At 64.0% G+C, this 21,449-nt stretch carries 19 protein-coding genes; 15 read left to right on the top strand and 4 right to left on the bottom strand.

Annotated elements, in window-relative coordinates; translation table 11 throughout:
• The first annotated feature begins 141 nt into the window (after positions 1 to 141).
• Positions 142 to 1,131 carry a methylenetetrahydrofolate reductase gene (locus P0M12_RS29335; RefSeq protein WP_003941803.1) on the top strand — a complete coding sequence of 330 codons (990 nt, stop codon included), beginning with the start codon at positions 142 to 144 and terminating at the stop codon, positions 1,129 to 1,131.
• A 49-nt stretch (positions 1,132 to 1,180) separates the two neighbouring features.
• On the opposite strand, the gene P0M12_RS29330 is transcribed toward P0M12_RS29335, so the two are convergent.
• The 3 genes from P0M12_RS29330 to P0M12_RS29320 form a co-directional block, all read right to left on the bottom strand.
• A complete protein-coding gene (locus P0M12_RS29330; RefSeq protein WP_064444269.1) occupies positions 1,181 to 1,975 on the bottom strand; it encodes a hypothetical protein in 795 nt (264 codons plus the stop codon).
• A gap of 70 nt (positions 1,976 to 2,045) precedes the next feature.
• Positions 2,046 to 3,644, bottom strand: coding sequence for an NAD(P)/FAD-dependent oxidoreductase (locus P0M12_RS29325; protein ID WP_277377207.1), 1,599 nt, complete (start codon positions 3,642 to 3,644; stop codon positions 2,046 to 2,048).
• Positions 3,641 to 4,246 (bottom strand): N-acetyltransferase, encoded by a 606-nt coding sequence (locus P0M12_RS29320; protein ID WP_042921844.1) that lies wholly within the window; start codon positions 4,244 to 4,246, stop codon positions 3,641 to 3,643. The genes P0M12_RS29325 and P0M12_RS29320 overlap by 4 nt, the downstream gene beginning before the upstream one ends.
• A 147-nt stretch (positions 4,247 to 4,393) precedes the next feature.
• Here P0M12_RS29320 and P0M12_RS29315 point away from each other — a divergent pair, with 147 nt between their 5' ends.
• Together P0M12_RS29315 and P0M12_RS29310 are read left to right on the top strand one after the other, a co-directional pair.
• A complete protein-coding gene (locus P0M12_RS29315; RefSeq protein WP_223304500.1) occupies positions 4,394 to 4,945 on the top strand; it encodes an SAV_6107 family HEPN domain-containing protein in 552 nt (183 codons plus the stop codon).
• Between the two features lie 237 nt (positions 4,946 to 5,182).
• On the top strand, positions 5,183 to 5,629 hold the full coding sequence (locus tag P0M12_RS29310; protein WP_003941660.1) for a DUF3040 domain-containing protein: 447 nt from the start codon (positions 5,183 to 5,185) through the stop codon (positions 5,627 to 5,629).
• Here the strand turns inward: P0M12_RS29310 and P0M12_RS29305 are convergent.
• Positions 5,626 to 5,820 (bottom strand): hypothetical protein, encoded by a 195-nt coding sequence (locus P0M12_RS29305; RefSeq protein ID WP_003941749.1) that lies wholly within the window; start codon positions 5,818 to 5,820, stop codon positions 5,626 to 5,628. The genes P0M12_RS29310 and P0M12_RS29305 overlap by 4 nt on opposite strands.
• Positions 5,821 to 6,223: 403 nt before the next feature.
• On the opposite strand from P0M12_RS29305, the gene mraZ reads away from it, so the two are divergent.
• The 12 genes from mraZ (at position 6,224) to P0M12_RS29245 (ending at position 21,311) form a co-directional block, all read left to right on the top strand.
• Positions 6,224 to 6,655: a division/cell wall cluster transcriptional repressor MraZ gene (gene mraZ, locus P0M12_RS29300; RefSeq protein ID WP_003941779.1), complete on the top strand. Its 432-nt coding sequence runs from the start codon at positions 6,224 to 6,226 to the stop codon at positions 6,653 to 6,655.
• 190 nt (positions 6,656 to 6,845) lie between these two features.
• On the top strand, positions 6,846 to 7,859 hold the full coding sequence (gene rsmH / locus P0M12_RS29295) for a 16S rRNA (cytosine(1402)-N(4))-methyltransferase RsmH (RefSeq protein ID WP_007730079.1): 1,014 nt from the start codon (positions 6,846 to 6,848) through the stop codon (positions 7,857 to 7,859).
• Entirely contained in the window at positions 7,856 to 8,500 is a 645-nt protein-coding gene (locus P0M12_RS29290) for a hypothetical protein (protein WP_003941715.1), read from the top strand. The genes rsmH and P0M12_RS29290 overlap by 4 nt, the downstream gene beginning before the upstream one ends.
• Entirely contained in the window at positions 8,497 to 10,371 is a 1,875-nt protein-coding gene (locus tag P0M12_RS29285) for a penicillin-binding protein 2 (RefSeq protein ID WP_003941764.1), read from the top strand. Before P0M12_RS29290 ends, P0M12_RS29285 begins: the two co-directional genes overlap by 4 nt.
• A gap of 183 nt (positions 10,372 to 10,554) precedes the next feature.
• Positions 10,555 to 12,189, top strand: coding sequence for a UDP-N-acetylmuramoyl-L-alanyl-D-glutamate--2,6-diaminopimelate ligase (locus tag P0M12_RS29280; RefSeq protein WP_030537036.1), 1,635 nt, complete (start codon positions 10,555 to 10,557; stop codon positions 12,187 to 12,189).
• On the top strand, positions 12,186 to 13,754 hold the full coding sequence (gene murF / locus P0M12_RS29275; protein ID WP_030537035.1) for a UDP-N-acetylmuramoyl-tripeptide--D-alanyl-D-alanine ligase: 1,569 nt from the start codon (positions 12,186 to 12,188) through the stop codon (positions 13,752 to 13,754). The genes P0M12_RS29280 and murF overlap by 4 nt, the downstream gene beginning before the upstream one ends.
• Entirely contained in the window at positions 13,751 to 14,833 is a 1,083-nt protein-coding gene (mraY, locus tag P0M12_RS29270; RefSeq protein WP_003941699.1) for a phospho-N-acetylmuramoyl-pentapeptide-transferase, read from the top strand. Before murF ends, mraY begins: the two co-directional genes overlap by 4 nt.
• Positions 14,834 to 14,838: 5 nt before the next feature.
• Entirely contained in the window at positions 14,839 to 16,362 is a 1,524-nt protein-coding gene (gene murD, locus P0M12_RS29265; protein WP_030537034.1) for a UDP-N-acetylmuramoyl-L-alanine--D-glutamate ligase, read from the top strand.
• Positions 16,359 to 17,837, top strand: a complete 1,479-nt coding sequence (ftsW, locus tag P0M12_RS29260; RefSeq protein ID WP_007730088.1) for a putative lipid II flippase FtsW — start codon at positions 16,359 to 16,361, stop codon at positions 17,835 to 17,837. Before murD ends, ftsW begins: the two co-directional genes overlap by 4 nt.
• Positions 17,834 to 19,003, top strand: a complete 1,170-nt coding sequence (gene murG / locus P0M12_RS29255) for an undecaprenyldiphospho-muramoylpentapeptide beta-N-acetylglucosaminyltransferase (protein WP_003941767.1) — start codon at positions 17,834 to 17,836, stop codon at positions 19,001 to 19,003. The genes ftsW and murG overlap by 4 nt, the downstream gene beginning before the upstream one ends.
• Complete coding sequence (gene murC, locus P0M12_RS29250) at positions 19,000 to 20,508, top strand: UDP-N-acetylmuramate--L-alanine ligase (RefSeq protein WP_030537033.1); 1,509 nt, start codon at positions 19,000 to 19,002, stop codon at positions 20,506 to 20,508. Before murG ends, murC begins: the two co-directional genes overlap by 4 nt.
• On the top strand, positions 20,505 to 21,311 hold the full coding sequence (locus P0M12_RS29245) for an FtsQ-type POTRA domain-containing protein (protein WP_233272338.1): 807 nt from the start codon (positions 20,505 to 20,507) through the stop codon (positions 21,309 to 21,311). Before murC ends, P0M12_RS29245 begins: the two co-directional genes overlap by 4 nt.
• Positions 21,312 to 21,449: the final 138 nt, after the last annotated feature.

The raw sequence follows: 21,449 nt of genomic DNA, 5'->3' as shown, positions 1-21,449 counted from the left end.
CACGGAAGCGAGCTTGGGGCCCAGCTTAGTAGGGGCTGGAATCAACGGCGGGTCGGGCCGTGAACTGCGCGATCCTGACATTCGGGATACGCAGTACTGGGCGATGAGCTTGTTTGCAGCTGGAAAACATATGCTTGACCGGTGACATTCGATCCAGTCAGGGGCCGCTCCAGCGAGGGGTGGGCCACCCGAACACCGTCGATCGTCGATCGGATCGCTTCCTCGACAGGTAGCCGTATTCCGTTCTCGGTCGAGTTTTCGCCGCCGCGTGACGCGGACGCCGAAGCGCGCCTGTGGCGTGCGGTGCGTACCTTCGAGCGGCTCGGACCGGCGTTCGTCTCGATGACCTACGGCGCAGGTGGCTCGACGCGCGATCGTACGGTGCGTGTCACCGGCGAACTTGCCGAAGAGACGACCCTGCTGCCGGTTGCTCACCTGACTGCTGTCTCACACAGCACCGAAGAGCTTCGCGCCATGGTCGGTGCCTACGCCGATCGTGGGATCAGCAACATCCTCGTATTGCGCGGCGATCCGCCCGGCGATCCGCTCGGCGAGTGGAAGAAGCATCCCGAAGGCGTCGAGTACGCCGAGGAACTCGTGCGGATGGTCCGTGACCTGGGCGACTTCCACGTCGGCGTCGCATCGTTCCCCGAGGGGCACTACCGCGCTCCGGACTTGGCATACGACACGAAGTACCTGGTGTCGAAGTTGCGTGCCGGCGCAGAGTACTCGATCACACAGATGTTCTTCGACGTGGAGGACTACCTGCGTCTTCGTGACCGGGTGAGTGCGTACGACGCAGAACAGGGCGCCAAGCCGATCATCCCGGAGATCATGCCGGTGACGTCGCTGCGCTCGGTGCGGCGCATGCTCGAGCTCTCGGGCTCGTCGTTGCCCCCCGCTCTCGAGCGTCGATTCGACGCCGCGGCCGGAAGCGGTCCGGACGAGAACCGTGCAGCGGTCCGCGAACTCGGCATCGATCTGGCCACCGAGATGGGTGAGCGGTTGATCGCCGAAGGCGCTCCGTGCCTGCACTTCATCACGTTGAACTTTGCACGCGCCACCAGTGAGGTCCTCGAGCGACTCGGTCTCACTCCCGACACTTCGGTCGGGACAGCACAAGCCGTCTGATCTCCGGTTGCCCCGCTCGACACCAATCGAGGGGGGCAATCGTCAGGCGCTATTTCGTGGTGTTTTTCGGATTCTTGTTGTCAGCTTGCTTGCTGGCAGGTGATTTCGTGACAGGCGTCTTCATGACCGGTGCTTTCGCGGCCGGCGCGCGCTTGATCGGTGCTCGATTGCGCGCCATCCAGGCCATCGCACCGACGACAATCGCGACACCGAGCGCCAGCCCGGCCATGATTCCTGCCCACCCGGCGAAGCTTCGGGTGCTTGGGTCCGCGTAGTTGACCTCGGCGCGCATCGTGGACACCTCGCCGGCGGGCAAGGTCCACGACACCCGGGAATCGCCGTCTCGTGTTCCGTTGGTCGTGCCGACCCGTGCCGGGAAGGCGATGCTGACCTGGACGTCGGCGCCCTGAGTCGGAACCGTCTTCAGGTCTGCCTTGCCGTCGAGCGTGACGGTGTCCCCGGATCGCTTGAGGGTGATCTGGAACGACCCGGACCCCTCGGCGTACATGGAGCCCAGTTGGGCGACGTCACCGAAGGACAAGTCGCTGAAGAACGCCTGGCTGCCGACGTACCCGTCCTTCTTGTACTCCTGAACCCGTATCTTGTCTTCCAGCGACGAAGGTGGGGTCAGCTGCGGACCCTTGTCCGCCTCGTTCGCCGGAATAGCGGCAGCTACCACCTGTCCGGTCACACGATCGTTCGCGGACACTCCCATCGACACCTGCACGCGGATGCACCCGGCAAGCAAGGGAACAAGCATGAGGGCGAGCGCGGCAACCGTCAGGAAACGTTTCCGACTGGTCGGCTTGGCGGCGGGATCGGTGGACTGTTGCACAGTGGTCATCGTGCCAGCCGTGGCGTAGCCAGTCATCGAGGCGGGGGCGTGTCGGCGGGTGAAGTTCGGCGGGTGACCTTCACGACCTGCTCGAACGACGCATCCAACGACGAGTCGCGCCCCGGCGGCTGTCCGACAGTGCGATTCGAGCCGCACTGCGACCGCTGGCTCCGGACACACCGCCACCGGGATGAGTCGATGCTCCGGTCAGATACAACCCGTCTGCTCCCGGAACACGATGGCCGGACAGTTCCGGAAGCGGTCGCCACAACATCATCTGATCGAGTGACATCTCGACGTGCATGACATTTCCGCCGATCATCCCCAATTCCGACTCGATGTCCCGGGGAGTCTGAATGAATCGGTCGAGGACGGAATCGGCGAACCCGGGTGCGAAAGCCTCCATCTCGCCGACGATCCGGTCGGCCTCCGCCTTGGCGACCGATGCCCAATCGCGATGTCCGCTGAGGCGATACGGCTGCCACTGCGACCACAGTGTCACCTGATGCCGCCCGGCCGGGGCGATCGTGGGATCGATTCCGCTGAAACTCATTCCGAGAACCGCAGGGCGAGGAGGAAGTTCCCCCGCCAGTGCTGCGCCGTGTGCAGTGCGCAAGTGTGCGCGATCGGAGACGAGTAATTGCAATCCCGAGGTACTTTCCCGTGTCGTGGCGTCGCCGCGGTACGACGGAAGCGCGGATGTCGCCAGTCGAAGTACCGCGCCGATGCCGGGGCCGACCCTGATTTTCCGCCGCCAGTGATCGAGCGTGGTTCGGTCGAAGCCCCCTCGGCCCAGGAGATCGAGCGTGGTCAGGATGTGGCACCCGGCGATTACCTTGCGAGCGTGAACTTCTCGACCGCTCTCGGTTGTGGCGGTCCAGTGACTCGAGTTTCGGCGGATCGACGTCACGCCGTCACCGAGCGCGACGGTGGCGCCGTCGACAGCCATCCGGGAGGCCAGCGCAGCACTCAGTGCGCCGCTTCCACCGACTGCTCGCCCTGGCGGCAAGACGTGCATGAGGGCCGCGAAGCCGACCATCGGAGCGGTTCCCGGTTCCGACATCGCAGGCCCGGACTGGGCGCCGAACCACGCAAGCGCTGCTTTGAGTGCCTCACTGTCGAAATACTCGTCGAGCAGTGCGTCGCCAGGCGCGAGGAACTGCCGAGACAGTTCGCTGTTGCCGCGTGCGGTGGCGAGACCTCCGAACGCACCGATCAGGTTCGATCCGGTGGGCGGTGCGGAAAACGCTTTCATGACATGTCGACTGCGCTCCGACCAGACCGCGACGAATCGCCGGTAGGAGTCGGCGTCCTTTGTCCCGCATGCTCGTTCGATGGACCAGCAGGTTGCGTCGAGGTCGCGGTGAAACACGATGCCCGGCCCGTCGGTGCCCGGGGCGGGCGGCGCGAACGCCCACGGGTCACAGTCGATGTAGCGCAGTCCGTGCGCGCCGAGTCCGAGTTCCTCGATGATGCCGCTGTGTCGGATCATGAGGTGTGCCGACGACCCCCGGTCCACCTTGTATCCGGGAAATCGCTCGACGGTCGAGACGGCGCCGCCGAGAACCGTGTCCTTCTCCAGAACCTCGACCGACCAACCCTCGCGTGCGAGGTAGGCGGCCGATACGAGCGCGTTGTGTCCGGAGCCGACGACGACGGCGTCGAGAAGCGCGCTCACAGCGGCAGTCCACGGCCGAGGACTGCGAACGGCCGGTTGTCGCCGGCAAAACGAAATCTGCGGAGCACGTCACGAAAGCCGAGGCGACGGTACAGCCGCCAGGCTCGGTTGTCCTCGTCGTACACCTCGGGTGTCGACAACAGAACACTACGTTCGGGTCGATCGACGAGGAGGTGACGCAAGAGCGATTCGCCCAACCGGTGACCTTGTCCGCTCGGATGCACGTGGAGTTCGGTGAGTTCGAAGTAGTCGCTCAGAATCGCGTCGATCTCGCTCTGGGGACGACCCGAGCGCCGAAGCCCGTGCAGTACCTGTTGATGCCACCACTGGTCCGGGCTCCCGCGATACCCGTAAGCGATCCCCACCAGCGGCAGATTTTCGTGTGACGGTTGCTGAGGAACCGCCAAAGCGCCGACTGCCTTCCAGCCAGGCCGGTTCGCGTGCTCCTGCCACATCGGTGCGCGATGGAACTCGGTTCCTCGCGGATAGTCCATCGCGGTGACGTACACGGCCAGTGCCTCGTGGAGTCGACTCGCGAATTCTGCGCGATCGAGGTCGACCGTATGTGGTGTCCAGGCGATCTGCGGGTCGACCGGTCTCACCTCTTCTCTTGACGGCGTGTCGGTGGGTGCAGTTATATTGAATAGGTCGAACAGATGTTCGATGTGGGTGATCCGGAGATGCCCGAAGGGAAGCGGGCATCTCCGGCCCACCTGGTCTTGGATCCTCACGGTGCAGGAGGTGCCCCGATGTCCGAGCGTGTGAAGCCTGAACGTGTGAAGTGCCAACGAACTCTTCCTGCCGAGTTGTCGAGTCCGTCGGATGCCGCAATTTCTCGATTGCCGATGTCGGCGAGGCGGTCCTTCGGCGCGAGGGACGCCAGCGACCGCACTGCTCGAGTGGGAAAGTCCGGTGTGGCGTGGGGGCTGCTCCGGAAGGCGGATGCGCTTCTCGAGGAAGCGATTGGGGCGGGCGATCCTGCCGACCGGTTCCGGTGTGCCTACCTGGCGGCCCTACGTGGTGCCGGGGCAGTGTTGGCCGCAGCTCCTGCCGGTGCCGGCTCGAAGCGCAAGCGAAGCGGAAACGCGTGGGTTCTGATGGACGCCGCAGCGCCCGCGTTCGGAGCGTGGTCGAAGTTCTTCGCAGGGTGGTCCTCTACGCGTGCGGCCGTGGAAACCGGCGTGTCGATCGTGATCACGGACTCCGATTCCGACGCATTCTTCGCCGAGGTCGGCCGTTTTCTCACGGCGGTCGAAGATTTCATCGGTCAGGACGCGTCCGAGCATTTGCGAGCGTCGTGAACAAATGGTCCGTGTCGGCAGTTGTTTCCGGGGAATTTCCTGGTCCGCACAGGCAAATGGAGCCGAATCGGGGCCCTTCGGCACGAATACGTACGCTTGTGGCGGAACTCGTACCCGGAGTTGGTGGTCCGAGACCTAAACTGCTCGTATTATGAAAACAGGTAATCGTCCAACTTGATTACCCGCCGCCTCACACCGTGGGGTGGTTGCCAAACTTCCAGTGCCGGGGGAGGTACCGTGCCACTCTCCGAGCACGAGCAGCGCATGCTCGATCAGATCGAGAGCGCTCTCTATGCCGAAGACCCCAAGTTCGCCTCCAATGTGAGGGGCGGCCGTATGCGGGCGCCGTCGAGTAGACGGCGGTTCCAAGCAGCGGCTCTATTCGTGCTGGGTCTGGTCCTGCTGATCGCGGGGGTTGCACTCCCGCTCAAGCCGGGCGGTTTTCCGATCATCAGCCTGTTCGGTTTCTTGTTCATGTTCGGCGCAGGGGTGTTGTTCCTCTGGGGTGGTGGACGTAAGTCTGCGCCGGCCGCCGACTCCGCTTCCGAAGGTGGCAATCATCCCTCCGGTCCGCCGGGTAGGGGTAGTGCCGGCGGATCCGGGCGGGGACGCGGCCGGAAGTCCGGCGGTGGATTCTCGTCGCGGATGGAAGATCGATTCAAACGCAGGTTCGAGCAGGACTAGCTCTCCCGCCCTTCTTCGGGCGTACTTCGAGAGTGATGCAGTTCGGACGTGACGCCCTCTTCAGGGCACGGACGACCACACGTGTGGCGGTCGGCAACCAAGGTTGCCGACCGCCACACGCCGTTGCTGTGGGTGTTGTACGTGTGCGCCGGCAATCCATCGAGTGAATCAGTGACGTGCGAGCGAATCACTCGCCACTCCTGCTGCCTCAGGGCATGCCCGCGGGCTTCCTCCACTTCGCTCCACTCGGCCCTCCACTTTCCTCCACCCTGGTCGAACTGCAACGCACGACCAGACCTCGTCCCGCTCACGTCTATTCGAAAACCGCGCTTGTACTGCGATTTTGTGTGGGGGAGCAACAGATCGTGGCGTAAAGGGTCGATCTGACGGCGGTGTGGGCCGGGACACGGTTACAAATTTCCCCCACGTCTCCCCACCTGCGCTGACCTGCTATTTATCAGCAAATGATGCTGAATAGGGACCATGTGCTCCTTGTTTGTGGGGGAAAGTGGGGTACTGTGGGTTCGGGCGGAGAGCTGAAGCACGATCCGCTCGATAGGGAGGGTTTCAGCGCAAGCTCGCAGGAGGTGTCGAGTGTTCCTCGGTACCTTCACGCCGAAGCTCGACGACAAAGGTCGGCTCACGTTGCCGGCAAAGTTCCGAGACGAACTGGCAGGAGGATTGATGATCACCAAGAGTCAGGATCACAGCCTCGCCATCTACCCCCGGGACGAGTTCGTCAAGCTTGCTCGAAAGGCAGCGGCAGCTCCACGCAATGATCCGGCAGCTCGGGCGTATGTCCGTGCTCTGGCCGCCGGCACAGATGAACAGCACGCCGATGCCCAGGGGCGAATCACCCTCTCGGCTGATCATCGGCGTTACGCAAACCTGTCCAAGGAATGCGTAGTGACCGGCTCCGTCGATTACCTCGAGATCTGGGATCTAGCAGCCTGGGAGAGGTATCTCGGAGACAACGAAGAGGACTATTCGCAGGCAACAGGCGAATCTCTCAGCGAGATCGTCTAGGCGAAGAGCCCCCGGCGAATGCCGCGAGGCCTCTGCCCGGAAAGACCCTGACGCACTTCCCCAGCGCCAGGTTCTCCTTCGGGCAGGGACCTCGAAGCATTCGCCTTCTCGAACAGTCATCGCCTTCTCGGAAAGTCAGCACCTTTTCGAAAAGTCATCGGAAATCATGAAAGTAGGAGCCGGAGCAATCATGGTGGATCACGAGGTGAACGAACCCTCGGATGCCGATGGCTTCGCGCACGTCCCTGTACTTCTGCACCGCGCCGACGATCTTCTCGGCCCTGCCATCACCGCCGTCGGTGACGGTGGAGCGGGCGCATACATGATCGATGCGACGTTGGGGCTCGGTGGCCACTCCGAATTCTTCCTGGGCAAGTACCCGGGCCTTCACCTCATCGGTCTCGATCGCGACACCAACGCACTCCGGATCGCTTCCGAGCGTCTGGCGCCATTCGCGGACCGAACGACGTTCGTGCACACCACGTACGACGGGATCGAGGACGCGCTCGAACAGGCAGGTCTGCCGTCGACGGAGTCGGTTCACGCGATCCTTTTCGATCTGGGTGTGTCGTCGATGCAGTTGGACGAAGCCGACCGAGGTTTTGCGTACTCGATCGACGCTCCTCTCGACATGCGGATGGATCAGACGGTCGGGCTGACCGCGGCAGAGGTCCTGAACACCTACAGTCACGGCGACCTTGCTCGCATTCTGAGCACGTACGGCGAAGAACGGTTCGCGGGAAAGATTGCGTCCGAGATCCTTCGGCAGCGTGAGCGTGAACCCTTCACCACCAGTGCAGCTCTGGTCGAATTGCTGTACCGAACAATCCCGGCAGCCACGCGGCGTACGGGGGGACACCCGGCCAAGCGCACCTTCCAAGCGCTGCGGATCGAAGTCAATGCCGAGTTGGATTCGCTTCGTGCAGCCGTTCCTGCCGGGCTCGACGCACTGGCAGTCGGTGGGCGAGTGGTGTTCATGTCCTACCAGTCGCTCGAGGATCGAGTTGTGAAGGCGGAGTTGGTTCCCCGCTCGAAGTCCACCAGTCCTGAAGGACTACCGGTCGAGTTGCCGGGTATGGGACCGGAGTTCCGCATTCTCACCCGTGGCGCAGAACGTGCGTCAGAGCAGGAAATCGAAGAGAACCCACGATCAGCTCCGGTGCGTTTGCGTGCCGCAGAACGCATTTCCAGGAGGCGGGCATGAGTCGTCAGGGCAAATCCGGTGCAGCGCAACGTGCATACGACAAGCGCACCGCACGGGCGGCAGGCCGGACCGGAACTGTCGCTGCTGCCGGCCCGTCTATCTCTCCTCGGGCGATGCTCAAGGGGAGAGTGCCGTTCGTGGCCTCCGTCATCGGACTTCTGTCCATCGGTCTCGCGGTGACTCTGCTGCTGACCACTCGCGCTGCCGAGGATTCGTACCAACTCAGTGATGCACGTGCATACAACCAGTCTTTGGTCGAGCAGAAAGCAGCGCTCGAACGTGACTTCCAGTCGCGTAACTCGGCTCCGGAGTTGGCAAATCAGGCAAGCGCTCTCGGCATGGTCCCCGCCAAGGACCCTGCACGACTGGTAGTTCATCCGGACGGTTCGGTCGAGGTCGTCGGAACGCCGACTCCCGCGACTGCCGGAGCTATGCCGCCGCTCGATGCGCCCACATCGGTGCCCGCACCGACTGCGACACCCCCGCGCACCACAACGCCGGTTGCTCCCGGAGCCACGCCGAGCGTTCCGAATAACACGCGAAACCTCGCGCAGAGTGAACAATTGGTTCCTGTGATCCCCACGACGACAGCACCCGCCACCACGACGGCGGTGCCTGCTCCGCCTGAGGAACGTCGGTGAGTCAGAACTCCCGTAACAACCCCGGTCGGCGTCCGCGCCGCTCGGCCACCGCCTCATTTCCGTTTCGTCAGCGAGTCGGTCGTATCACCATGTGTGGCGCGCTCGCCGTTGCGGCATTGCAGCTCTTGTGGATTCAGGGAATCGACGCGCCGAGTCTGGCTGCGGAATCTGCCAATCAACGAACCACGACGCAGGTCGATCCGGCTGTACGTGGCTCGATAACCGATCGCAACGGAAACCCCCTCGCCTTCACCATGGAAGCCAAGGCGCTGACTTTCCAGCCGGTGCGGGTACGCAAGGAACTCGAGGAAGCGCGCGCCAAGAGCATCGAGCAGGGCGCCGAGGGTGACAAGCAGGCGCCGGAAGTGAGCGATCGCCTCGCCGAGATCGCCGCCGGAATCCACGCCAAGCTCGGCGATACCGTTCCGGAAAAAGATCTGCTTCAGAAGATGAACAGCAACGAGACTTTCACGTACCTCGCGCGCAGCGTGGATCCGGCGGTTGCTGCCGAGATCTCGGACAAGTTCCGGGAGGTCGGCCTCGAGCGTCAGGACATCCGCGAGTACCCCGGTGGCTCTCTGGCCGCGAATCTCGTCGGCGCGACCGGCTGGGACGGGCACGGTTTGCTCGGTCTCGAAGATTCGATGGACTCCACGCTCGCCGGAACCGATGGATCCGAAACGTACGACCGCGGTTCCGACGGCGCTGTGATCCCCGGCAGCTGGCGTGACAAGCAACCGGCAGTCAACGGTTCGGGTGTCGAGCTGACCATCGATTCGGACCTCCAGTTCTACGTTCAGCAGCAGGTCCAGATCGCCAAGGACAAGTCGGGCGCAAAGAACGCTTCGGTTGTGGTCATGGACTCCAAGACGGGACAGGTGTTGGCCATGTCCAACGACAGCACCTTCAACCCCGCAATCGGCATCGACAAGAACGCGCCGACAGCCGAAATGGGCAATCCGTCGGTCAGTACGCCGTTCGAGCCCGGATCGGTGAACAAGATCGTCACCGCAGCAGCGGCCATCGAGGACGGTAAGACAACTCCGGACGAAGTTCTGCAGGTCCCGGGCAGCATCACGATGTCCGGTGCCACAGTCAAGGACGCGTGGGATCACGGTGTGGCCCCGTACACCTCTACCGGTGTATTCGGAAAGTCCTCGAACGTCGGCACCTTGATGCTCGCTCAGCGCGTGGGCGAGGATCGCTACGCAGACATGCTGAACAGGTTCGGCCTCGGACAACGCACCGACGTCGGACTTCCCGGCGAGAGCGCGGGCAGCGTTCCAAGTCGCGACCAGTGGTCCGGCGGAACCTTCGCGAACCTGCCGATCGGGCAGGGTCTCTCGATGACAACCCTGCAGATGACCGGGATGTACCAGGCCATTGCCAATGACGGCGTGCGAATTCCTCCGCGGATCGTGAAGTCGACTGTCGACTCTTCCGGCACGCGGACCGAGACGCCGCAGCCCGAGGGCGTCGAGGTGGTCAGCGCCCAGACAGCGGCGACCGTTCGGGACATGTTCCGGTCGGTCACTCAGGAAGACACCGGCAACCAACGAGGAACCGGTGTTGCCGCGGGTGTGGAGGGATACCAGGTCAGTGGAAAGACCGGGACCGCGCAGCAGGTGGATCCCGCGTGCAAGTGCTACTCCAACTCCAACTACTGGATCACCTTCGCGGGAATCGCGCCTGCGGACAATCCTCGATTCGTGATCGGAATCATGCTCGACGCACCGGTTCGCGGCGTGGACGGCGGCGGCGGTCAGTCGGCGGCACCGTTGTTCCACAACATCGCGTCGTGGATGCTCCAGCGTGACAGTGTCCCGATGTCGCCGGACCCCGGTCGCAAGTTGGTGTTGCAGGCGGACTGATTGCGGTGTGTCGGTTTCGACACGGTCTTCGGGTGAATCCCGGACACGGTAATCTCAAACGTCGCAGTAACCTCATTCATCGCAGTGCGCCGAACTTTGCTTGCGTTGCGACCGCCATAGACAACGACCGCCATAGACAACGACCGCGATAGAACAACGACAATTGCCAGGAGTCGAGTGACAGTGCCGAATCGTTTGCAATCGTCGAACTCGGACGGCGCTCCCGGGACGCGTCCGACACAACCGGTTGCTACCGCGATCACGGCGCTCTCCGAACTGTCCGGGGCTCGCCTCGAATGGGTGGGGCAACCGGGATCACAGTCCTCGGAGGTCGTCGTCAAGGGCGTCGACCTGCGTGCGCAGGGAATCGTGACCGATGACCTCTTCGCCGCTCTGCCCGGTGCACGGACCCATGGCGCTCAGTTCGCCGTCGACGCTCTGGGGCGTGGTGCGACCGCGATCTTGACCGACGAGGCCGGCCTCGAACTGATCGAGGCCGCGGACAAGGCGCCTGACCGGTCCGTCCCAGTTCTCGTTCATCCGAACCCGCGGGATGTGCTCGGTGAGATCTCCGCGGAAATCTACGGCCGGCCCTCGGAGAAGATGCAGGTCGTCGGCATTACCGGTACATCGGGCAAGACCACGACGTCGTACTTGCTCGAAGCTGCGATTGCCGGAGCCGGCCGCAAGCCCGGCCTGGTCGGGACCATCGAGACTCGAATCGACGGCCGCCGGGTGCCCAGCGCTCTGACCACGCCGGAAGCTCCGCAACTGCATGCTCTGTTCGCCGTGATGGCAGAGCAGGGGATCGATACCGTCGTCATGGAGGTCTCCAGTCACGCTCTTGCTCTCGGACGCGTCGACGGCATCCGCTTCGACATCGGCGCGTTCACCAATCTTTCGCAGGACCACCTGGATTTCCATCGGGACTTCGAGGAGTACTTCCAGGCCAAGGCTCGGTTGTTCGATCCTGAGTCGACGGTGCGAGCCGAGCATGCCGTCGTCTGCGTCGACGACGTGTGGGGTCGACGGATGGCCGAGTTGGCCGCGACCGACGAGAGCGACGCGGTGACCACGGTCTCGACCTCGACGGCCGAGGCCGAGTGGACGGTCGGCGCAGTCGAGGTTGCCGAGGACGGCTCCCAGACCTTCGAGTTGGTCGGGCCGGACGGACAGTCGTGGCCAGTCTCACTTCGTCTCCCCGGGCGATACAACGTGGCCAACGCTGCGCTGGCGTTGACCGTCAGTTTTGCTGCGGGACTCGACCCGGACGCGGCTGTTCGAGCGCTCGGGACCGTGGACGTCCCGGGGCGAGTTCAGCGGATCGACCGGGGGCAGAGCTTTCTCGCCGTGGTCGACTACGCCCACAAGCCGGCAGCGCTCGAAGCCGTGATCGCCACGCTGCGCAACCAGGTTCCCGGCCGAGTGGCCGTGGTGGTCGGTGCGGGCGGTGACCGCGACGCCGGCAAACGGGCACTCATGGGTGAAGCGGGTGCGCGAGGCGCAGACCTGCTGATCGTCACCGACGACAACCCACGCACCGAGGATCCGGCGAAGATTCGCGCTTCGGTGATGCAAGGCGCCATGGACGTGCCCGAATCCGAACGCGGCGAGGTTCGCGAAGTGGGGGACCGGGCCACCGCGATCGAGCAAGCAGTCCGGTGGGCACAGCCAGGAGATGTCGTCCTGGTGGCAGGCAAAGGCCACGAAGTAGGTCAAGAAATCGACGGGGTCAAACACCCGTTCGACGACCGCGAGGTGTTGGGCGAAATGATCGGCCGATTCGCGATCAACACAGCACATGGAGGCAAGCAATGATCCCGATGACGCTCTCTCGGATCGCCGAGATCGTCGGAGGAACCCTGCACGACGTCGACGATTCGTCGACGCAGGTGACTGGAACCGTCGAATTCGATTCGCGCAAAGTAGCTCCAGGTGGGCTCTTCCTCGCCCTACCCGGAGCGCGTGTCGACGGTCATGATCACGCGGAAGCGGCGGTGGCAGCGGGCGCTGTGGCGGTGCTCGCGGCGCGGCCGGTCGGAGTTCCGGCAATCGTCGTTCCATCGGTGCCGAACGACGGTCCCAGTGCAGTGATGCTGCTCGAACACGACACCGACGGGTCCGGAGCCGCGGTCCTGCATGCCCTCGGCCTTCTGGCCCGAGCAGTCGTCGACGAACTGGCAACTGATGGCACACCGGCCGATGGTGGACTGACGCTGGTCGGTGTCACCGGTTCTGCCGGCAAGACCTCGACCAAGGATCTGATAGCAGCGCTGCTGCGCGAGTGCGGCGAGGTGGTTGCGCCCCCCGGGTCGTTCAACAACGAATTGGGTCTGCCGTGGACAGTGCTCCGTGCCGACGAGAAGACCCGCTTCCTCGTTCTCGAGATGTCGGCCCGTGGGGTCGGTCATGTCGGCGAACTGACGAAGATCGCGCCGCCGAAGATCGGCGTAGTTCTCAATGTGGGCACTGCCCATCTCGGTGAGTTCGGTTCGCGTGAAGCGATCGCGGTCGCCAAAGGTGAACTGGTGGAAGCACTCCCGTCGGCAGCCGACGGTGGAGTTGCGGTCCTCAACGCCGACGACCGCATGGTCGCCGCAATGGCGAGTCGAACCAAGGCCCGGATCGTATTCGTCGGTCAGTCGGAAGACTGCGACGTTCGGGCGACCGACGTGGTTGTCGACGACCAGGCCAGGGCTTCCTTCACACTGAACTGTTCACAGGGTTCTGCACGTATTCGCCTGGCCGTTCACGGCGAACACCACGTGAGCAACGCCCTGGCCGCGGCGGCCGTCGCACTCGAGAACGGCCTCGCGGTTGCAGACATCGCCCGTGTCCTCGAGGGCACGAAGGCAGCGTCCGCGAGGCGGATGGAAGTCACCGAGCGCGCCGACGGCGTCACCGTCGTCAACGACAGTTACAACGCCAATCCCGATTCCATGCGCGCCGCCCTCAAAGCGTTGGTGTCCATGGCGCGATCGGATCGGCACTTCGGTCGCCGTAGCTGGGCTGTGCTCGGAGAGATGGGTGAGCTCGGACCGGAATCAGTTGTCGAGCACGACGCGATCGGTCGCCTGGCCGTCAGACTCGATGTCAGCAAGTTGATCGTCGTCGGAACGGGCCGCACCTCGCGTGCGATGCATCAAGGAGCAGTGATGGAGGGGTCGTGGGGTGACGAGTCCGTCGTCGTGCCCGACGCAGCTGCGGCAATCGCCATTCTCGAAGCGGAACTCGAACCGGGCGATCTCGTCCTGGTGAAGGCGTCCAAGTCGGTTGAACTGTGGACGGTCGCCGAAGCGATACTGGCTGCAACGCCCAACACCGACAGCGAGAACACCGGTGACGCGAACACCGCTGGCGAGAACGGCGGGGATTCGCAGTGATCCAGATTCTTCTCGCCGCAGGCATCGCGCTGGCGGTCTCCATCATGCTCACGCCGATCCTGATCAAGGCGTTCTCGAAACAAGGTTTCGGGCAGGAGATCCGAACCGAAGGTCCAGCCAGTCACCAGGCCAAGCGCGGCACGCCGACAATGGGCGGCGTCGCGATCCTGACCGGAATCTGGGCCGGCTATCTCGGCTCACACCTCATCGGTCTCGGCATGGACAACGCGGAGGGGCCATCGGCGTCCGGCCTACTGGTACTCGGTCTGACCACCGCGCTCGGTGGAGTCGGTTTCCTCGACGACTTCATCAAGATCCGCAAGCAGCGCAATCTGGGACTGAACAAGACAGCGAAGCTGGTCGGACAGTTCGTCGCTGCCATTGCCTTCGGAATCCTGGCCCTTCAGTTCCGCGGTGACGACGGGCTGACTCCGGGCAGTGTTCATCTGTCGTACGTCCGCGACATCGCCACCGTCTCACTCGGTTCCGTGGTCTTCATCGCCTTCTGCTACCTACTGGTCAGCGCCTGGTCCAATGCCGTCAACCTGACCGACGGCCTCGACGGATTGGCCGCCGGAGCGATGAGTTTCGTTCTCGGCGCCTACGTCATCATCACGTTCTGGCAGTTCCGCTACTCGTGCGAGACGAATCCCGGTAAGGGTTGCTACGACGTCCGAGACCCGCTCGACCTCGCGGTGCTCTGCGCGGCCGGCGCCGGCGCGTGCATCGGTTTCCTCTGGTGGAATGCCGCACCCGCCAAGATCTTCATGGGCGACACCGGTTCTCTTGCCCTCGGCGGCATGCTCGCCGGATTGTCGATCACCACCAGCACGGAACTGTTGATGGTGGTCATCGGTGCACTGTTCGTCGCGGAGGCCGCGTCGGTGGTGATCCAGGTAGCGGTGTTCCGGTCCAGCCGACGGCGGGTCTTCCGAATGGCGCCGTTCCATCACCACTTCGAACTCGCCGGGTGGGCTGAAACCACGGTCATCATCAGATTCTGGTTGCTGGCGGCTATTGCGTCGGCTATCGGATTGGCACTCTTCTACAGCGAATACCTCGCAGCGCTCGGAGGCTGAAAACCATGACCAGCTCAGCGGATTCCGAGAACGACCTGTCCTGGCTCCGCGGTACGCGAGTGCTGGTCGCCGGTGGGCGGGTGTCCGGTCAAGCGACCATCGAACCTCTCGTCGCCCTCGGTGCTGTCGTGACGGTTGCCGATTCGACCTTGGACTTCGCGGAGCGCTGCGCGGAGCTCGGCGCGGGCATGGTGACCACCACCTCGATCGAGGATGCCCCGGATTCGATCACCGAGTACGGGCTCGTAGTCACCAGTCCCGGCTTTCGGCCGGATGCACCGATCCTTGCAGCCGCCGCCGGTCACGGGATTCCCATCTGGGGAGACGTCGAGTTCTCCTGGCGCGTCGACCACAGCGGGCACTTCGGCACACCCCGTAAATGGCTCGTCGTGACGGGGACGAACGGAAAGACCACGACGACGTCGATGCTGGCCTCGATTCTCGACGCCGCCGGAGTTGTCGGCCGAGCCTGCGGAAACATCGGGCTGCCGATACTCGACGCACTCGCCGAGACGTCGCCGCGCGTGGAGTACCTCGCTGTCGAACTGTCGTCCTTCCAATTGCACTGGGCGCCTTCGGTGCGTCCGGATGCCGGCGTGGTCCTCAACGTCGCCGAGGATCACCTCGACTGGCACGGCGGAATGAGCGCGTACGCCGAGGCCAAGTCGCGGGCGCTGAGCGGAAAGGTCGCGGTGGTCGGCCTCGATGACGCGATCGCTTCCGAACTGGGAACTCGCGCAACTGCAGACATTGTCACCGGGTTCAGATTGGGTGAACCGGGCGAAGGGGAACTGGGTGTCGAAGCGGGACACCTCGTGGACAACGCATTCGGCGATCACGTCCGCTTGGCCGAAGCAGCGTCGATAGATCCCGCCGGCCCGGCAGGCGTCATGGACGCGCTGGCCGCCGCCGCCTTGGCGCGGGCACTCGGATTCGAGGCAGACGTCGTCGAACGCGGTCTGGCCGCACACAAGGTCGGCCCACACCGAGGGGCGCTGGTCGGCCGTGTCGGGTCCGTTGTGTACATCGACGACTCCAAGGCCACCAATCCGCACGCAGCCAGACCGTCGATACTCGCGCACGATCGCGTCGTCTGGGTTGCAGGCGGTCTGCTCAAGGGAGCCAGCGTCGACCAATTGGTGAGCGAAGTCGGCCCTCGACTCTCCGGCGCTGTCCTTCTCGGGCGTGACGCTGGTGTGATCGAGGACGCGCTCGCGCGACACGCACCCGATGTTCCCGTGGTGCACGTGATGTCGGGGGACGATGCAGTGGTGAGCGAAAACAGCAGCAACTCGACTCTCACCATCCGGCTGCCGTCGGGTGCCGACGCGGATGCCGTCATGGCCGCAGTGGTAGTCGAAGCTGCCGAGTTGGCGTCCCCCGGTGATGCAGTTGTACTCGCCCCGGCCGCCGCGTCCTTGGACATGTTCGCCAGCTACGGACATCGTGGTGACAGCTTCGCCGCCGCCGTCGCCGCATTACCCGATCCGTTCACGGATTCGCCTGGCCAAGCCGGGAACTTGCTATGACCAAGGGTCCCAAGACCCGAATCGGTGCCTGGTTGGCGCGGCCGTTGGCGTCGTTCCACCTGGTGGTGACGATTGCCACGATGTTGACTGTCTTGGGGCTCGTGATGGTTCTGTCGGCGTCGAGCGTCGAGCAGTACGTGTCCGGTGGCTCGGCGTATTCGTTGTTCACCCAGCAGTTGATCTTCGCGATTCTCGGAGCTGTGCTCTTCTACGTCGCGCTGCGGATCCCGGCGAGAGTGCTCCGGCAGTATTCGTTTCCGCTGTTCGTCGTCGTGCTGATCATGCTGGTACTCGTCCTGATTCCGGGAATCGGCACAGAAGCGCAGGGCGCGCGTCGCTGGTTCAACGTCGGCGGGTTCTCGGTGCAGCCCTCGGAAATCATGAAGGTCGCGTTGGCGATCTGGGGCGCCCATCTGTTGGCTTCGCGGCGGCCGGACGACCGATCCGTGAAGTCGATCCTGATTCCGCTCGTGCCCGCAGCAATGCTGGTCTTCGCGCTGGTCGTCGCGCAACCGAACCTCAGTACGACCATCGCATTGGGAATCATCGTCGGGGCCCTGCTGTGGTTCGGTGGGCTGCCACTGAAGCTCTTCGGCTCGATCGCGGTGACGGGCGTCGTCGTGGCGGGCGTGCTGGCGATGACGGCCGGTTATCGTTCCGATCGAGTTCAAGCCTTCTTCAACAAGAGCGACGACCTGCAGGGCAACAACTATCAGGCCAAGCAGGCTTTGTATTCGCTCGCCGACGGGGGCCTTTTCGGACGCGGACTCGGTCAGAGCGTCGCCAAGTGGAACTACCTACCCAACGCGCACAACGACTTCATCTTCGCGATCATCGGCGAAGAGTTGGGATTTGTCGGCTGCGCAGTGGTGATCGGTTTGTTCGCTGTATTCGTCTACACGGGATTGCGGATCGCAGCCCGCAGCATCGATCCGTTCTGGCGGCTCCTGTCGGCCACTGCAACTACCTGGATCGTCGGCCAGGCAATGATCAACATCGGTTACGTCATCGGACTGCTGCCGGTGACCGGACTCCAGTTGCCCTTGGTCTCCGCCGGCGGTTCGTCCTTGGCGATCACATTGTTCATGTTCGGTGTCATCGCCAATGCAGCGCGCCACGAGCCCGAAGCAGTTGCCGCTCTGAACTCCGGGCAGGACGGCAAGATCTCGAAGTTGCTCAGACTGCCGAAGCCCGTGCTGTACCACCCGCCGTCAGGGGGCCGGCCGATCCGTCGACCGAAGCCCGCACGGCAGATCGAACCGGCACGCGGACGCGACGGCCGGCGCGCGATCGAGACGGGCGATCGACGCAAGCGGGCAGATCAAGGTGCTCGCCCTTCCTCGGATTCCAACCGAGGTGCGGCCGCTGGGTCACGGAAGCGCACCGCGGGAGGGCAGAATGGTCAGCGTCGGCAGGCGCCGACACGTAGGGCACAAGATCCACGAGAAGTTCGAGAGCGAGGAATTCGTAGGTGAGCGGCAACAAATCGGCTCTGTCGGTAGTGGTGGCAGGGGGAGGCACGGCTGGTCACATCGAACCCGCACTTGCTGTCGCGGACGCGGTCAAGGCCGCTGCGCCCGACACCAGAATCACTGCGCTCGGGACGGCGCGTGGTCTCGAAACCACCTTGGTGCCGGCTCGCGGGTACACGCTCGAGCTCATTCCGCCGGTTCCGCTTCCTCGCAAGCCCACGATGGATCTCGTCAAACTGCCGACACGCATCCTCGCCTCGGTGCGCAAGACCCGCGAGGTACTCGATTCCGTCGACGCCGACGTGATCGTCGGTTTCGGTGGTTACGTCGCGCTTCCGGCGTATCTTGCCGCACGTGGTGGTGTTCTTCGGCGCCGGCGCAAGATTCCGATCGTCATCCACGAGGCGAACGCCAGTGCCGGTATCGCGAACAAGATCGGTGCTCGCCTGGCGACGCGGGTGCTTGCCGCTGTTCCGGGTTCCGGAGTGAAGAACCGCGGCGATCAGGACGCCGAGATCGTTGGCATCCCGGTTCGCGCGTCGATCGCCAATTTCGATCGAGCGGGACTCCGCTCGCAAGCTCGCGAGTACTTCGGACTGCCTCAGGACGGTCCCGTTCTGCTCGTCTTCGGCGGATCGCAAGGCGCGAAGTCGCTCAACGACGCGGTGTCCGGAGCAGCGGAAGAACTGGCGAAGGCCGGGATCTCGGTCCTTCACGCACACGGACCCAAGAACTCCCTCGAGGTCACGCAGTACTCGGAGACGGCACCGTATGTGGCTGTTCCTTATCTTTCGCGGATGGATCTCGCGTATGCCGCAGCCGACGCGACGATCTGTCGTTCGGGCGCGATGACGGTCGCCGAGGTCTCGGCGGTCGGACTACCGGCCGTCTACGTTCCGTTGCCGCACGGCAATGGTGAGCAGGAACTCAACGCGAAACCCGTTGTCGCAGCGGGCGGTGCGATCATCGTCTCCGACAACGAGCTCACGCCGACGTTCGTCGCCGGTACCGTCGTCCCGATGCTGAGCGACAGCGCGCGCCTCGACAAGATGAGCAGTGGTGCTGCCAACGTCGGGCACCGCACCGCGGCAACCGAGATCGCACGGATCGTGCTCGACATCGCGGCAAAGGAAAACGCCGTCCAGGAAAACGCAAGGGGAAACCGATGACCGCGCTGCCCGCCCACCTCGAGCGAGTACACATGGTCGGAATCGGCGGTGCCGGTATGTCCGGCATCGCGCGAATTCTGCTTTCCCGCGGGGGCCTTGTCTCGGGTTCGGACGCAAAGGAGAGCCGAGGAGTCCTGGCGCTTCGTGCACGCGGGGCGCAGGTCCGGATCGGCCACGACGCCGATGCTCTCGACCTGCTGCCGGGTGGTCCGACCGTCGTCGTCACGACGCACGCGGCTATCCCGAAGGACAACCCGGAACTCGTCGAGGCCGCTCGCCGCGGAATCCCGGTGATTCTTCGGCCGGCTGTCCTTGCATCACTGATGCAGGGCAATCGCACGTTCCTGGTTTCGGGTACACACGGCAAGACGTCGACGACCTCGATGCTCGTGGTCGCCCTGCAGCACTGTGGTTTCGACCCTTCGTTTGCCGTTGGCGGCGAACTCAACGAAGCGGGAACGAATGCCCATCACGGCAGCGGTGACGTCTTTGTCGCCGAGGCGGACGAGAGCGACGGGTCGCTGCTCCAGTACGACCCCAACGTGATCGTCGTGACCAACATCGAGGCCGATCACCTCGACTATTTCGGCAGCGTCGAAGCGTATGTGAAGGTGTTCGACGATTTTGTCGACAAGTTGCGTCCGGGTGGGCTCTTGATTGCTTGCCTCGACGACCCGGGATCGGCGGATCTCGCGAAGCGAATCGTGGCCTCGGGCCGTTCGGACATCCGGGTACTCGGTTACGGATCGGCAGACGCGCAGGAGGTGGAGGCGGGCACCGCCTTCGAGCCTGTCGACGGTGTCGAGGTCGGAGTCCGACTACTGGGCTTCCATGCGCACGACGTCGGGGGAGTCCTGCAGTTCCACCTGGCGGGCGAGAGCGCCGCGCGAACCGTGCGGATGGCAGTGCCGGGTCGTCACATGGCGCTCAACGCACTTGCGGCTCTACTGGCTGCCCGTGACGCCGGCGCCGAGACGGAGGAGATCGTCGAGGGGCTCGCCGGATTCGGTGGCGTACACCGCCGGTTCCAGTTCACCGGCCGTGAGCGTGGTGTCCGGGTGTTCGACGACTACGCCCACCATCCGACCGAAGTTCGTGCGGTTCTCGGCGCGGCGGCGGATCTGGTTCGACCGGAGGACGATTCGTCGTCGACCAATTCGGCGGCCGGACGCGTGATCGTGGTCTTCCAACCTCATCTCTATTCACGCACCGCCGCGTTTGCCGAGGAGTTCGCGCAGGCGCTGGACTTGGCCGACGAGGTTGTCGTTCTCGATGTCTACGGCGCGCGCGAAGAGCCGATGCCGGGCGTCAGTGGTGCGCTGGTCGCTCAGTCGGTCACGAAACCTGTTCACTATCAACCGGATCTGTCACAGGCGCCGAAGCAGGTGGCGGCGTTGGCTCACCCCGGCGACATCGTCATCACGATGGGTGCGGGTGACGTGACCATGCTCGGCAAACAGATCCTCGATGCTTTGCGTTCGGCGCCGCATCCCGCGCCGCGATGACACCCGACGCACGAAGTCGGCGCGGGCGTCGAGATCCTCGAGCCAGACAAGCCACCAGTACGCGTCGGCGCAGTACTCGCACCGAATCGCGATACTCGACGCGGTCGACGGAGCCGGCTCCCGAACCCACACCGACTCGTAAGTGGTTCAAGCGACCGCTGATCGTGGCACCGCTGGCAATCGTGCTGGTGGTGGGAATTGCGTTGACGGCTTGGTTGTCTCCGGTGCTCTCGGTCCGGGGCACCGAAGTTCTCGGTGCGACGACCGTCAGTGAGGAACAGATCCTTTCGCTCCTGGCCGTACCGACCGGTCAGCCGTTGATGCGGGTAGACACCGGCGCCGCCGCCGCACGTGTGGCGACGATTCCGAAGGTGGCCTCGGCTCGTGTGCAGCGCATGTATCCGTCGACTATCCGCGTCACCGTCACCGAACGGGTACCGGTCGTCTTCGTCGACTCACCTGAGGGTGCACACCTGCTGGACGAGAAGGGCGTCGACTTCGAGATGGGCGTCCCGCCGCCCGGGGTTCCGCGTCTGGTGACACCGACGCCCGGGTGGAACGACGAGCCGACGCTTGCCGCGCTCGAGGTGTTGTCGGTGTTGCCGCCGGATCTGAGATTTCAGGTGGGAGAGATTGCCGCTCGGTCGATTTCGAGTGTCACGCTGACTCTGCTCGACGGTCGCGTCGTAAACTGGGGCGGTGTCGAGCACTCGGATCGTAAGGCTGCTGTGACGCTTCCGCTGTTGACCCAACCGGGGCAGACGTACGACGTGTCCAGTCCCGATCTGCCGACGGTCCGATAGCGCACGGTGCAGCCGTGCGTCAGTGCGCAGCAAATACTTCGGTGTGTCTCGGCGCGCCTAATGGCGGAACGCGACGACGGTGCATAGCGTTTCGTTTCAGATCGAATACTTGACATAACTCTAACCCTGTGGTTGAGG

Origin of the sequence: Rhodococcus sp. RCBS9 (genome assembly GCF_029457415.1) — a bacterium.
Classification (GTDB): domain Bacteria; phylum Actinomycetota; class Actinomycetes; order Mycobacteriales; family Mycobacteriaceae; genus Rhodococcus_F; species Rhodococcus_F qingshengii.
Note: the sequence above shows the minus strand (reverse complement) of the source record. Positions and strands in the feature narration are given on the sequence as shown.